Raw genomic sequence first — 13,963 nt, 5'->3', positions numbered from 1 at the left:
ATGTACGGATTCAAGGACGAACTGGCCGCGACCCTGCAGGAGATCCGCGACGACGGACTGTGGAAGGACGAGCGTGAGCTGACCAGCCCGCAACAGGCGCACATCACGACGACCAAGACGCAGGCGCTGAACTTCTGCGCCAACAACTACCTTGGTCTGGCCGACCACACGGACGTCCTCGCCGCGGCTTCGGGAGCCCTGCAGGAGTGGGGGTTCGGTATGGCGAGCGTGCGTTTCATCTGCGGCACCCAGGAGCTGCACACCCGGCTGGAGGCCGTGCTGTCGGACTTCCTCGGCACCGAGGACACGATCCTCTACTCGAGCTGCTTCGACGCCAACGGCGGCGTCTTCGAGGTGCTCTTCGGCCCGGAGGACGCGATCATCTCCGATGCCCTCAACCACGCCTCGCTCATCGACGGGATCCGGCTGAGCAAGGCGGCCCGCTACCGGTATGCCAATGCCGACATGGACGACCTGAAAACCCAACTCGAGGCGGCGAAGGGGGCGCGCCGCACCGTCATCGTCACCGACGGCGTCTTCTCCATGGACGGCTACCTCGCTCCCCTGGAGCAGATCTGCGACCTTGCCGAGGAGTACGGGGCGATGGTCCTCGTCGACGACTCGCACGCGGTCGGGTTCATCGGCGCCGGGGGCGGTGGCACCCCCGAGGCCTGCGGGGTCGCCGACCGGGTGGACCTGCTCACCGGAACCCTCGGCAAGGCTCTGGGTGGTGCCAGTGGCGGCTACGTCTGCGGACCGGCGGAGGTGGTCGCCCTGCTGCGTCAGCGTTCCCGGCCGTACCTCTTCTCCAATGCCCTCGCCCCGGTGGTGGCCGCTGGTTCGCTCAAGGCCATCGAGATCGCCCGGACATCCACGGATGCCCGGGCGACCCTGCGGCGCAACACCGCCCTCTTCCGTGAGCTGATGGCCGACGCCGGCTTCGACCTGCTGCCGGGCGAGCACCCGATCGTGCCGGTGATGTTCCCCGGTGAGGACGGCGCCCGTCAGGCGGGTCAGATCGCCGATGCCATGCTCGAGCACGGCGTGTACGTCATCGCCTTCTCCTACCCGGTCGTCCCCCAGGGCGCCGCCCGCATCCGTGTGCAGCTCTCCGCCGCGCACAGCGAGGAGGATGTGCGGACCTGCGTGGCCGCGTTCGTCACGGCCCGGACCGAGGTGCTCGGAGACGCCTGATCACGGTCATCGCCGACCGACTACTCGAAGGGGGCGGGATCGCCCGCGCCGTAACGGGCGATCTCGGCACCGTCCCCGGAGAGGTCGACCACGGTCGTCGGCTCGGTGGACACCTCACCGGCGTCGATGACGATGTCGACCTGGTGGTCGAGCGCCTCCTTGACGTCCCAGCCGAAGGTGGGGGTGCGCTCCTCGCCCGGGAGCAGCAGGGTCGAGGTGAGCATCGGGTCACCGAGTCCCTCGAGCAGCGCCCTGGTCAGCGGGTTGTCCGGGATCCGCACGCCGACGGTCTTCTTCTTGGCGTGCAGCAGACGGCGCGGCACCTCCTTCGTCGCCGGGAGGATGAAGGTGTACGGACCGGGGGTGGCCGCCTTGATCGCCCGGAAGACCGAGTTGTCGATGTGCACGAGCTGACCGAGCTGGGCGAAGTCGGCGCACAGCAGGGTGTAGTGGTGCCGGTCGTCGAGTCGACGGATGTCGCGGATGCGGTCCTTGACCTGCTGGTCGTCCAGTCGACCGCCGAGGGCGTAGCCGGAGTCGGTGGGGAACGCGACGAGAGCGCCTTCGCGCACACGCTCGACGACCTTGCCGACGCTGCGCGGTTGCGGGTTGTCCGGGTGGACTTCGACGAAGGTTGCCATTGCCCCAGCCTAGTGGCGCGTTCGCCTCAGTGAAGCTCACCGTCGAGCTCGGCCACGAGCGCCTTGGCCGTGCGCCCGACACCGATGAGCGTGGCGGAGGCCGGTCCAGTCCAGTCGCCGTAGCCGACGAAGCACACCCGCGGGTCCTTGACCGAGCGGTTGCCCGCCACGTCCGGGATCCCCTTGGACGTCCGCAGCCCGAGCGATCGCAGGTGCCGCAACGCCGGTCGGAAGCCGGTGCACCAGATGACGGCGTCCAGGTCGAGGTGCTCACGACCGATGATCGCACCGTGCGCAGTCATCCGGTCGAACATCGCCCGCAGCCGCAGCGCCCCCTTCGCCCGGGCGACCCGCACCTGCGGCAGTGCCACGATGTTGCCGACGAAGGCCGCCTCTGCGTCCTCCTCCTCGAGCCGGGCGGTGGCCTGGTCGAACAGGTGTCGTCCGTCGACGTCGTCGGGCAGGAACCGCAACCGTCGGGCCGAGACCAACGAGACCTGCTCGGCGTGGTCGACCAGGTCCGCGGTGACCTGCACGCCGGAGTTGCCGCCACCGACGACCGCGACGTGCTGACCGGCGAAGGCGTGCGGTCCCCGGTAGTGGGCGCTGTGCAGCTGTCGCCCCCGGAAGGTCGAGGCGCCCTCCACCTGCGGGACGAAGGGGGCAGTCCACGTCCCGGTGGCGTTGATGACGTAGCGGGCGCTCACGTGGCCCCGATCGGTGATCACCTCGAGGCCGTCATCGAGCGAGTGCACGTCCACGACCCGGACAGGACGCTCGATCGGCAGGTCGTAGCGACGCTCGTACTCGGACAAGTAGCTGACCGCGTGCTCGACCGGCGGGAAGGTGTCCGGGTGTGGCGGCATCGGCCGTCCGGGCAACGAGGAGTGGGCCGACGAGGAGAACAGGCGAAGCGAGGGCCAGGTGGACTGCCAGGCCCCTCCTGCGGAGCCCTGGCGATCCAGGATCAGGTGGTCGAGACCGGCTCGACGCAGGTAGTACCCGCAGGCCAGTCCCGCCTGTCCCCCACCGATGACCACGATGTCGACGTGGGTGCGCATCCTCCCCCTACGAGTCCCGCGCGGTCATCGCCACGGGCATGCCCAGCTGCACCGTGCGAGAGACGGTGCACAGGCGGTCCCGGGACTGCGCCACCGAGCGGGGGACGGCGGCCCGCGCCGCGTCGCCCCCTTCGCCCTCGGGGAATGCCAGTCGGAAGGTGACCTCGAGGTCCGTCATGTGGTTCCCGTCCGCGGGCGTCGAGGCCTTCTCCCCCTCGGCGACGACGACGAACTTCTCCGGTTCCGCCCGTCGGGAGGTGATGTGGTCGACATCGACGGAGCTGCACCCGGCGAGCGCTGCCAGGAGCAGCTCGACCGGGGTGAAGTCATCCGTGCTGCCGTCACCGACGGTGATCGCGCCGCCTCGGGCGTTGCGGATCTCATACCGCCCCAAGGCCTCACGCGTCAGCTCGACGCTGCGGTGCCCGGGGCCGCTACCGCCGGTCGACTCGTCCGTGCGGGTGGTGTCATCGGCAACCATGGCCTCAGGGTAGTGCCCAGGTGTGGACCGGCTCGTTGCGGCTCATCAGGTCGCGGTAGCGCCCGACCATCTCGGCGAGTGCGGCCGCGCGATCGAGCCCACCCTCCTCGAGGCGAGCGACGCACTCGGTCTGCCACACGGAACCGTTGACGCCGGAGGTGCACCGTCCCTCGATGACGTCGAGGTACCTCGTGATCACCGCCGAGGAGACCCCCCAGTCCTCCAGACCACTGCGGGCCATCGGCAGCAGGTGCCGCACGGTCAGCTCGTCCGCCGTCAGCTGCCCCAGGCCCGGCCAGTACAACCGGGCCGTCAGCCCGTCCCGGGCCGCGGCCTCGAAGTTGGCCTGGGCGGCAGGGAAGGACATCCGGGTCCACACCGGCCGGTCCTCGTGCGCGAGCGTGCGAACGACCCCGTAGTAGAACGCCGCATTCGCCAGGACGTCGATGATCGTCGGGCCGGCCGGGAGCACCCGGTTCTCCACCCGCACGTGCGGTGTGCCGCCACCGGGTTCGTAGATCGGACGGTTCCATCGGTAGACGGTGCCGTTGTGCAGGTTCAGCTCGCCGAGCTGCGGGGTGCCACCCTCGTCGAGCACGGCGATGGGGTCCTCGTCGGTGACCTCGGCGAGGAGCGCCGGGAAGTAGCGCACGTTCTCCTCGAAGAGGTCGAAGATCGAGGTGATCCACCGGTCCCCGAAGAACACGCGCGGGCGCACCCCCTGGTTCTTCAGCTCGATCGGCCGGGTGTCCGTGGCCTGCGAGAACAGCGCGATGCGGGTCTCCGCGTGCAGTCGCTTGCCGAAGAAGAACGGCGAGTTCGCCGCGAGCGCGACCTGTGCCGCCGAGATGGCCTGGGCGGCGTTCCAGTGGTCGGCGAACTGGGTCGGACCGACCTGCAGGTGCAGCTGTACCGACGTGCAGGCCGACTCCGGGGCGATCGAGTCCGCGAAGCAGTTGAGCCGCTCGCCCGTCGGTCCCTCGATGTCGATGACGACATCCTCACCGCGAGCGGTGAAGATCGAGTCGTTGAGCGCGGTGTAGCGGTTGTTCGCGCTGATCCACTCCCCCTGGAAGTGCTCCTGCCGGATGGTGGGGAGGATCCCGATCGGGAGGAGCCGGGCGCCGCGCTCCGCCGCCTTCTCGTCAGCGCGGTTGAGCGAGTCCCGCAGCGCGGTCTCCAGATCCAGGGCGGAGTCCCCCGGCAGCGGGCGGGGCGCGACGTTCAGCTCGATGTTGAACTGCGCGAGCTCGGTCTGGTAGTCCGGATCGGCGATCGACTCGAGCACCTCGTCGTTGACGAAGGCCGGCTGGTTCTGCTCGTCGACGAGATTGAGCTCGATCTCCAGACCGGTCAGGGGCACGTCGTCCTCGAAGACGCTCTCGGCGAGCATCCGCTCGAAGACGTCGAGGTTCTGGCGCACCTTCTCCCGGTAACGCTGCCGTTCCTCGCGTGTGTAGCTCCGGGTCCTGACTTCCTTGCCCATGGATTCCGCCTCTCGCCGAGCGTCGGCTGAGTCGAATGTACCGAGGGCCGCCTCCGGTGAACAGATCAGACCGGGGTCGGATGCGCCGATCACGACCATCTGGCGAAGGGGGTGTCGCACCGCGCCGTTGTCGGTGCCTCCTCATAGCGTGGAGACCATGAAGCTGCTCCACACCTCCGACTGGCACCTGGGCCGCTCCTTCCACGGGGTGGGACTGCTGGACGCGCAGGCGGAGTTCGTGGACCACCTCGTGACCACGGTGCGTGACGAGTCGGTGGACGCGGTCCTCGTCGCCGGCGACGTCTACGACCGGGCGCTTCCGCCGCCGGACGCCGTGCGGCTGTTGTCGGAGGCGGTGACGCGGCTCATCGACGCCGGGTCGCAGGTGATCATCTCCAGCGGCAACCACGACTCGGCGATCCGCCTCGGTTTCGCCTCCGACCTGCTCTCCCGGGCGGGCCTGCACATCCGCTCCGATCCGGGCTCGATCGGCGCACCGGTCATGGTCGGTGACGCAGCGGTCTACCCACTCCCCTACCTGGAGCCGGCCGCGTCCTCGGTGACCGAGGAGCTGGGCGTCGACACGCGCACCCACACCGCGGTTCTCGGCGCCGCCATGGACCGGGTCCGGGCGGATGCCGAGACGCGTGGCCCCAGGACGATCGCCATGGCGCACTGCTTCGTGGGGGGCGGTGCGACGAGCGACTCCGAGCGTGACATCAGCACCGGTGGGGTGGCGATGGTCCCGACGGGCACCTTCGACGGTGTCGCCTACGCGGCGCTCGGGCACCTGCACGGGAGCCAACAGGTCGCCGAGACGATTCGCTACAGCGGTTCACCGATCGCCATGTCCTTCAGCGAGACGCACCACACCAAGGGCACGTTGCTGCTCGACCTCGACGCCGACGACCGCGTCCGGGTCGAGCAGGTCGCGGCCCCGGTCCACCGTTCCCTGGCGCAGGTACGCGGCACCCTCGAGGAGGTCCTCGCCGACGCGCGCCACAGCCGGGCGGAGGATGCCTGGGTCCAGGTCACGCTGACCGACCCGATCCGTCCCGTAGGGGCCCTGGAGCAGATCGCGCGACGATTCCCACACGTGCTGCAGCTGCGTTTCGACCCGCAGGGCGAGGCCCTGCCCGAGCGCAGCTACGCCGCCAAGGTCGCTCGTCGGGAGCCGCTGGACGTCTGCTGCGACTTCGTCGAGGACGTGCGTCGGGGTGCAGGCGCCGACCAGGCCGAGACCCGACTGCTCCGGGACGCGCTCGAGGCCGGACGTGCAGCGCGCGGGGACCACGAGGACGAGGGCCGCACTCGTGAGCGTGGAGCGGCATGAGGCTCCACCACCTGACGGCAACCGCCTTCGGCCCCTTCGCCGGGACCGTCGACCTCGACCTCGAGGACCTCAGCGCCTCGGGCCTCTACCTCATCCACGGACCGACCGGCTCGGGCAAGACGAGTCTGCTGGACGCCATCTGCTTCGCGCTGTACGCCAACGTCCCCGGCGACCGGCTCACGACGTCCTTGCGCAGCCAGCACGCCGCGGCGTCGGAGGCGACCGTGGTGATCCTCGAGCTGACCCTGTCGGGCCGACGGCTGCGGATCACACGCAGCCCGGCCTACGAGCGACCCAAGAAGCGCGGCGACGGCACCACCACCGAGCCGGCCCACGTCCAGCTCGACGAGTACGTCGGCGGCCGCTGGCAGTCGCTCAGCTCTCGCATCGACGAGGCAGCACGGGTGCTCGACGATCTCCTGGGCATGGGGCTGGACCAGTTCCGACGTGTGGTCATGCTCCCCCAGGGCGACTTCGCGGCCTTCCTCCGCGCCACCGACGAGGAGCGAAGGGCTGTCCTCGAGCGCCTCTTCGACGTCACCGACTACGTGTCGGTGGAGCAGAGGCTCACCGACCAGCGGCAGCGGGCGCAGGCCACCCTCACCGCCGCCCGGGCGGCACTGGCCGGGCACACCGGGAGACTGACCGAGCTGCTCGCCGAGACGGACGTCGAGCTGTCGGAGGTGGACGGGTCCTGGGCAGCGACCGGGGTCGATCCGCCGCTCGACCAGCTCGACCCCGACGAGCTCGTGGCGGTCGTCGACACCGTTGACGCCGCGCTCGACGCCCACGCCGGTGAGGTCATGACACTCGTGGACGACACACGCATCCGGGCCTCGGCCGCACGAACCGCACTGGAGACAGGTCGGCGCCAGGCGGAGCGCCGCCGGCGTGGCCATCGCGCCCAGTCCGACCTCGACGCACTTGCCGAGCGTGCGGACGAGCACGTTGAGCGTCGCCATCGGCTGGCGCGAGCTCGTGAGGCCGCTGCCGTGCTGCCACTCGTCTCTGCCGCCGAGCGGGCCCGGCGCGAGGTCACGAGCGCCCACCGGGCTCGTGACCTCGCGCTCGCCTCGCTCCCCGACCTCGGGGGCCACGGGCTCACCAGCGTGCGGGACGCCCTCCTGGAGCAGGACGACTCCCTCACGACGGCCCGTCACGAGTCCGAGCACCTCGAGCGGCTCGCGCAGGACCTGCGCCGCTCCGAGGCGCTCGTCGACACGCAGGCGCGGGAGGTGACGGCCGCGGCCGCGGCCGTGGCCCGCGCCGGTGACCGGGCCGAGGAGGTCGAGGAGACGCGCAGTCAGGTCGCGCGGGCCGGGGACCGGCTGGCTCGCCTGGTCCCGCTGGTCGATCGGCTGACCGAGCTGATGACGACGCGGAGGAGCCTGACCGACCTCGAGGACGAGCAGCGGACGACGACCGACGAGCGCCAGAGCGCCCACGAAGAGGTCCTGGCACGCCGCGATCACCTGCACCAGCTCGTCCAGCAGAGGTTGGACACCATGGCGGGAGAGTTGTCGGCCCAGCTCGTCGACGGTGCAGCCTGTGCGGTCTGCGGGTCCACGGAGCACCCGGCGCCCGCGCCCGCAGGTGACCAGGTCACCCCTGAGCAGATCGATGCCGCGCGGGAGCGGATCGTCGTGACCGAGAGCCGGCTGGAGCAGTCGCGCACCCGGGACGAGGCCGTGGCCTCCCGACTCGGGGTGGCCAGGGCGAAGGCGGCCGACCTGGTGGAGGCCGTCAGGGAACTCACCACCGCCGACGAGCTCCCTGACATCGACGTCGATGGTGATCTGTCCCGCGACTGCAGGACCCTGCGCGAGGAACAGGTTGCCCTCGACGAGGTCGTCGCCCGGCTCGAGGACGTCGAGCGGGCGGCCGAGACGTGCACAGCAGCGGTCGCGCGGGCGACGACAGCCCACGAGGAGGCCGTGGCGGCTCTGGCCGGGTCCCGTGCCCGGCACACCCAGCTCGAGGACGACCTCGCTGCGTGCACGCGTCGGTTGGTCCGCCTCGTCGAGGATCACGCCGATACCTGTCCCTGCGCTCCCCTGCTGACCACCGCGGACGACGAGGGACCACCCGGGACCGACCCCGACACCGTGTCCGTCCGGGACGATCGGGACGATCGGGACGTCGGGCAGTCCGCCTCGTCGGCGGTCGCCACCGCACGCCGGGGGCACCGCGCGCTGCTCGCCGCAACGGAGCGGGTCCTGGCGGCCGACGCGGAGATCGAGCGCACGAGCACCCGGTGCGCCGAGGCGGTGGACCTGCTGGCCGCGGCCCTCAGCGAGGGCGACTTCGACGACGAGGCGGATGTCGTCGCAGCGTCCCTGCCCAGGTCGACGCTGTCCGAGCTCGCGCAGGCCGCCGACGACCACGAGGCCCAGCACGCGGCCGCGGCTGCCGTGCTGGCGGAGGACGAGGTCGTCGCTGCCCTGCAGGAGCCCCCAGCAGACCTCGACGCACTCGAGGTCGTCGCCGGCGACACCCGGGAGGCCGCCGAGGCCATGGCCCGACGCCAGGCGTCGGCGCAGACGGTGCGTACACAGTTCCTCACCGTCGGCAACCATGTCCGCCGGGCCTGTGCGGAGCTCGGGCCGGCCGTCGAGCACGCTGCGCTGGTGACCCGCATGGCAACCCTGGTCACCGGGACGAGCTCCGACAACGACAAGCGGATGCGGCTGTCCACGTTCGTCCTGGCAGCCCGGCTCGAGCGCATCGTCGAGCTGGCCAACGAGCGGCTGGTCGACATGGCCGACGGACGCTATGAGCTGGGTCATGACGACTCGGGCGCCCGGGGCCAGCGGCGCGGGGGGCTCGGGCTCGTCGTGCGTGACCTGTGGACGTCACGGGTGCGGCCGACCACGAGCCTCTCCGGCGGTGAGTCCTTCACCACGTCGCTGGCCCTGGCCCTGGGACTCGCGGACGCCATCCGGGAGGAGTCCGGTGGTCGGGAGTTCGGCACCCTCTTCGTCGACGAGGGATTCGGCAGTCTGGACCAGGACAGCCTCGAGCAGGTGCTCGACGTCCTGGACCGTCTGCGCGACGGCGGCCGCACGATCGGCGTCGTCAGCCACGTCACCGAGATGCGCACCCGGATCCCGACCCAGGTTCAGGTGCACAAGACCCAGCAGGGCTCCAGCGTCTCCGTCGTCGGCACCACCACCGCCGACGTCGCCTGATCCAGGCCGTCCACTCCACGCGATGGACGTGGGCGACCACGCGTCGGGGTGATCGAGCCGGTGCAGGGACGGGGTGGTCCGGCTCAGGCCGACGTCCGGCCTGGGGGAGGACTCGATCGCGGGGGGCCAACGAGTCCGCACCGCGCGCCACGGACTGCCGCATCGCCGCACCTGCGATCGACGGCCCGTGCCGCTGGCAGCACCCGAGATCGCTCAGCCGATCTCGGCCAGCTCCTCGGGCGAGGGGCAGGAGCACACGAGGTTGCGGTCGCCATAGGCACCGTCGATCCTGGCCACCGGTGGCCAGTACTTGTCCGCGGCGTCGACCCCGACGGGGAAGACGGCATCCTCGCGGCTGTACGGACGGTCCCACTCCCGGGCGAGCGCGGCAGCGGTGTGCGGCGCCCGGCGCAGCATCGAGGTGGCGACGTCCTCCCCCTTCGCCACAGTCTCGATCTCCTCACGGATGGCGATCATCGCGTCGCAGAAGCGATCGATCTCACCCTTGTCCTCCGACTCGGTCGGCTCGATCATGAACGTGCCTGCGACCGGGAAGCTCATCGTCGGGGCGTGGAAGCCGTAGTCGATGAGCCGCTTGGCCACGTCGTCGACGGTGACCCCCGTGTCCTTGGTCAGCTGCCGCAGGTCGACGATGCACTCGTGCGCGACGATCCCACCGGGCCCGGCGTAGAGCACCGGGTAGTGCTCCCCCAACCGCGCTGCGACGTAGTTGGCGCTGAGGACGGCCAGCTGCGTGGCACGGCTGAGCCCGTCGCCACCCATCAGGCGGACGTACGCCCAGGAGATCGGCAGGATGCCGGCCGAACCGTACGGTGCGGCACTGATCGGGCCGACACCGGTGTGCGGACCCGCAGCAGGAGCGAGCGGGTGGTTCGGCAGGTACGGCGCGAGGTGCTCACGCACCGCCACCGGACCGACGCCCGGACCGCCACCCCCGTGCGGGATGCAGAAGGTCTTGTGGAGGTTCAGGTGGCTGACGTCCGCACCGAACCTGCCCGGCTGGGCCAGACCGACGAGGGCGTTGAGGTTGGCACCGTCGACGTAGACCTGACCACCGGCGTCGTGCACGAGGGCACACAGCTCGGAGATCGTGTCCTCGAAGACTCCGTGCGTACTCGGATAGGTGACCATGATCGCGGCGAGGTCGTCATGGTGCTGTTCGATCTTCGCCCGCAGGTCGTCCATGTCGATGGTGCCGCCCTCGGCGGTCTTCACCACGACGACCTTCATCCCGGCCATGACCGCGGAGGCGGCATTGGTGCCGTGCGCGCTGGCGGGGATCAGGCAGATGCGCCGCTGCTGCTGGCCCTGCGCGGCGTGGTGGGCCCGGATGGCCAGCAGGCCGGCGAGTTCACCCTGCGACCCGGCATTGGGCTGCAGGGAGACCGAGTGGTACCCGGTCACCTCACTGAGCCAGTCACTGAGCTGTCCGACGAGTTCGCGGATGCCCACCGTCTGCTCGTCCGGGGCGAAGGGGTGCAGTCCGGCGAACTCGGGCCAGGTGATGGCCGCCATCTCGGTGGTGGCATTGAGCTTCATGGTGCACGAGCCCAGTGGGATCATCCCGCGGTCGAGAGCGAAGTCGCGGTCGGAGAGGCGACGCAGGTAGCGCAGCATCTGCGTCTCGCTGCGGTGCTCGTGGAAGACGGGGTGGGTCAGGTACTCGCTCGTGCGCAGCAGCGCCGGGGCCCATTGCGGACTGACCTGCGGAGCGTGCGAGGAGTCGACCTCGTGCTCGTCGACGCCGGTGCCGCTCGCCCCGAAGGCTCCGGCCACCGCGGCGACCTCGCTCGGGTCGCTCGTCTCGTCCACGGACAGCAGGACGGTGTCGGCGTCGTGACGCCAGATGTTCACCCCGGCCTCGAGCGCGGCTGCGACGACCTCGTCGGCACGTCCGGGAACGCTGACCCGCAGCGTGTCGAACCACGGTGCGTCGTTGACCTCGACGCCCGTCGCGCGCAGCGTGGCCGCCAGCCCCACGGCGGTGCCGTGGACCCGCTCGGCGATCGCGCGCAGTCCGTCCGGCCCGTGGTAGACGGCGTACATCGAGGCCATGACGGCCAGGAGCACCTGTGCGGTGCAGATGTTGCTCGTCGCCTTGTCGCGACGGATGTGCTGCTCACGCGTCTGCAGGGCCAACCGGTAGCTGGCACGGCCCTCGGCGTCGACGGACACGCCGACCAGCCGTCCCGGGAGAGTGCGTTCGAGCCCGGCGCGAACGGACATGTACCCCGCGTGCGGTCCACCGAAGGCCATCGGGACTCCGAAGCGCTGGGTGGTGCCGACGGCGACGTCTGCGCCCCACTCCCCCGGCGCGGTGAGCAGGGTCAGCGCCAGCAGGTCGGCTGCCGCTGCCACGAGGGCACCGATCTCGTGCGCCGCGGTCGCCAACGCGCTCCAGTCGGAGATCGTGCCATCGGCGCCGGGGTACTGGACGAGCACCCCGAAGACGTCGCGGTCCCCTGCCGCTGCGCGCAACTCCTCGGCGGTGGTGACCCCGGTCAGGTCAGCACTGACGACCTCGATGCCCAGGGGCACGGCTCGGGTGTCGATGACGGCACGCGTCTGCGGGAAGGTGTTGGTGTCGATGAGCATCACCGCGTCCTTGGCGACCCTGCTGGAGCGACGCATGACGGTCATGGCCTCCGCCGCTGCCGTGCCCTCGTCCAGGAGGGATGACCCGGACGTCTGCAGTCCGGTCAGGTCGGCGACCATCGTCTGGAAGTTCAGCAGCGCCTCCAGACGCCCCTGGCTGATCTCCGGCTGGTACGGCGTGTACGCCGTGTACCACGCGGGGTTCTCCAGGACATTGCGCTGGACGACTGCCGGCGTGATGGTGCCGTAGTAGCCCAGGCCGATCATCGAGGTCATCACGGTGTTCTTCGCCGCGAGGGCGCGCAGCTCCTCGATGACGGCGAGCTCGCTGGCTGCCGCCTCGATGGCGACGGAGTCGGTCTGTCGGATGGCATCGGGGACGGCCGTGTCGCACAGCGTCTCCAGACTCGGCTGGCCAATGGCCTCGAGCATCTGCTGGACATCGGCCTCTCGAGGACCGATGTGACGACCGACGAACTCGGACAGGGGTGTTGAGGCGCTCATGAGGCTCCCTTGGACGCGTGGGGGTACAAAGCCAGCCTCCCCATCTGTCACGCCGAGGCGCTCCAGAGGTGCCTGATCCGCGAGGTCCTGTCGCCTGAGAGGTTCCGGGGAGATTTGCCCCTTCGGCGCCTCGCGCGTCGCACGAGGACTCTCCCCCGCGGGGTGAGCAGCGCTGTCAGGCTACCAGCGTGACCGCGACGACCGTCAGGCTCAGGCGAGCTTCGCGCGTCGCCGGGCGGAGAGCTCGTCTCCGGGCATCGCCGGTGGCTCATCCTGCTCCAGTCGCTCACTCGGGATCTCCAGCAGCGACCCCTCGACCTCCCGCCAGACCCGACCGACGGCGATCCCGAAGACACCCTGACCGCCCTGGACGAGATCGATGACCTCGTCGGCGGAGGTGCACTCGTAGACGCTCGCGCCGTCGCTCATCAGGGTGATCTGCGCCAGGTCCTCGACACCGCGCTCCCGGAGGTGCTGGATCGCGACCCGGATCTGCTGGAGGGATACGCCCGTGTCGAGCAGTCGCTTGACCACCTTGAGCACGAGGATGTCGCGGAAGCCGTAGAGTCGCTGGCTTCCGGAGCCGGCAGCGTCACGCACCCCCGGCTCGACCAGACCGGTGCGGGCCCAGTAGTCGAGCTGACGGTAGGTGATCCCGGCGGCCTTGCACGCGGCGGGGCCGCGATAGCCGATGTGCTCGGACAGCTCGGGCAGGTCGTCGTCGAAGAGCACGCCCTGGGTCCGGACGTCGGTCCGGCCCTCGTCGTTCGTGGCGTCCACTACGCCCTCCTGCCCTCACCGTGGTCCCGGATCGAGCCGGGCGGAATCGCACCGGTGTGGCCCGGCGCTGTCTTCGACGCTACGGCGACGCAGGGAGGGCGTCAAACACCCCCGCGGCGAACGGCTCGCGTGTCGGTAACGATCAGGTCGCGGCGGGGTGGACGCACCTCGTGGCCGGTCCACGTCGAGACCGCTGCGGACCTATGTCCCGGGTTCCTCGAAGTCCTCCGGGGAGACCTCGTCCAGGAACTCCTTGAACTTGGCCACCTCGTCCTCGTCATCGTCCGAGGACTCGATGCCGACCTCGTCCAGGACCTGATCGGTGGCGACGATCTCGGCCCCGGTGCGCAGCGCCAGCGCGACACCGTCGGAGGTCCGCGCAGAGATCTCGGTCCCGTCGTCGAGCACGAGGGTGGCATGGAAGACGCCTTCGAGGACCGCATCGATCCGCACCGTCACCAGTTCACGCCCCACTGCTGCCACGACGTCGACGAGCAGGTCATGGGTCAACGGTCGTGGCGGCTCCACACCCTCCTGGGCGTAGGCGATCGCCGTGGCCTCCGCGGCACCTATCCAGATGGGCACGCGTCGCCCTCCGTCGCGCTCGCGCAGGAGCACGATCGGCTGGGAGGTCGGCATCTCCACCCGGACTCCGAGGACGTCGAGCAACTTCACACCC

Annotated in this window: 10 protein-coding genes and 1 riboswitch; of the genes, 3 read left to right on the top strand and 7 right to left on the bottom strand. The window is 70.4% G+C overall.

The features are described 5' to 3' along the window. Window positions 1–1,194, top strand: coding sequence for a glycine C-acetyltransferase (locus V1351_RS08080; protein WP_338747647.1), 1,194 nt, complete (start codon window positions 1–3; stop codon window positions 1,192–1,194). A 20-nt stretch (window positions 1,195–1,214) separates the two neighbouring features. Here V1351_RS08080 and V1351_RS08075 read toward each other — a convergent pair whose 3' ends face one another. Genes V1351_RS08075 through V1351_RS08060 form a run of 4 tightly spaced genes read right to left on the bottom strand, consistent with a single transcriptional unit; the run spans window position 1,215 to window position 4,863 of the window. Then, entirely contained in the window at window positions 1,215–1,835 is a 621-nt protein-coding gene (locus V1351_RS08075; RefSeq protein ID WP_338747646.1) for an L-threonylcarbamoyladenylate synthase, read from the bottom strand. Between the two features lie 26 nt (window positions 1,836–1,861). Beyond that, window positions 1,862–2,896, bottom strand: coding sequence for an ArsO family NAD(P)H-dependent flavin-containing monooxygenase (locus V1351_RS08070; protein ID WP_338747645.1), 1,035 nt, complete (start codon window positions 2,894–2,896; stop codon window positions 1,862–1,864). Window positions 2,897–2,903: 7 nt separating this feature from the next. After that, on the bottom strand, window positions 2,904–3,377 hold the full coding sequence (locus V1351_RS08065) for an OsmC family protein (RefSeq protein WP_338747644.1): 474 nt from the start codon (window positions 3,375–3,377) through the stop codon (window positions 2,904–2,906). Window positions 3,378–3,381: 4 nt separating this feature from the next. Further along, on the bottom strand, window positions 3,382–4,863 hold the full coding sequence (locus V1351_RS08060) for a glutamate--cysteine ligase (protein WP_338747643.1): 1,482 nt from the start codon (window positions 4,861–4,863) through the stop codon (window positions 3,382–3,384). A 157-nt stretch (window positions 4,864–5,020) separates the two neighbouring features. Here V1351_RS08060 and V1351_RS08055 point away from each other — a divergent pair, with 157 nt between their 5' ends. Together V1351_RS08055 and V1351_RS08050 are read left to right on the top strand one after the other, a co-directional pair. Continuing rightward, the gene (locus tag V1351_RS08055) at window positions 5,021–6,196 is read left to right on the top strand and encodes an exonuclease SbcCD subunit D (protein WP_338747642.1); all 1,176 of its coding nucleotides are present in this window, start codon (window positions 5,021–5,023) and stop codon (window positions 6,194–6,196) included. Further along, on the top strand, window positions 6,193–9,384 hold the full coding sequence (locus V1351_RS08050; protein ID WP_338747641.1) for an SMC family ATPase: 3,192 nt from the start codon (window positions 6,193–6,195) through the stop codon (window positions 9,382–9,384). Before V1351_RS08055 ends, V1351_RS08050 begins: the two co-directional genes overlap by 4 nt. Window positions 9,385–9,597: 213 nt before the next feature. Here the strand turns inward: V1351_RS08050 and gcvP are convergent, their stop codons facing one another. The 3 genes from gcvP to V1351_RS08035 form a co-directional block, all read right to left on the bottom strand. Then, the gene (gcvP, locus tag V1351_RS08045; protein ID WP_338752418.1) at window positions 9,598–12,504 is read right to left on the bottom strand and encodes an aminomethyl-transferring glycine dehydrogenase; all 2,907 of its coding nucleotides are present in this window, start codon (window positions 12,502–12,504) and stop codon (window positions 9,598–9,600) included. A 72-nt stretch (window positions 12,505–12,576) separates the two neighbouring features. Then, window positions 12,577–12,670, bottom strand: a riboswitch (glycine riboswitch). Between the two features lie 44 nt (window positions 12,671–12,714). Then, complete coding sequence (locus V1351_RS08040) at window positions 12,715–13,284, bottom strand: MerR family transcriptional regulator (protein WP_338752415.1); 570 nt, start codon at window positions 13,282–13,284, stop codon at window positions 12,715–12,717. A 201-nt stretch (window positions 13,285–13,485) separates the two neighbouring features. After that, entirely contained in the window at window positions 13,486–13,959 is a 474-nt protein-coding gene (locus V1351_RS08035) for a bifunctional nuclease family protein (protein ID WP_338752413.1), read from the bottom strand. Between the last annotated feature and the right edge of the window lie 4 nt (window positions 13,960–13,963).

Source organism: Janibacter sp. A1S7 (genome assembly GCF_037198315.1).
Classification (GTDB): Bacteria; Actinomycetota; Actinomycetes; order Actinomycetales; family Dermatophilaceae; genus Janibacter; species Janibacter alittae.
This window is presented reverse-complemented; position numbering and strand designations above follow the sequence as displayed.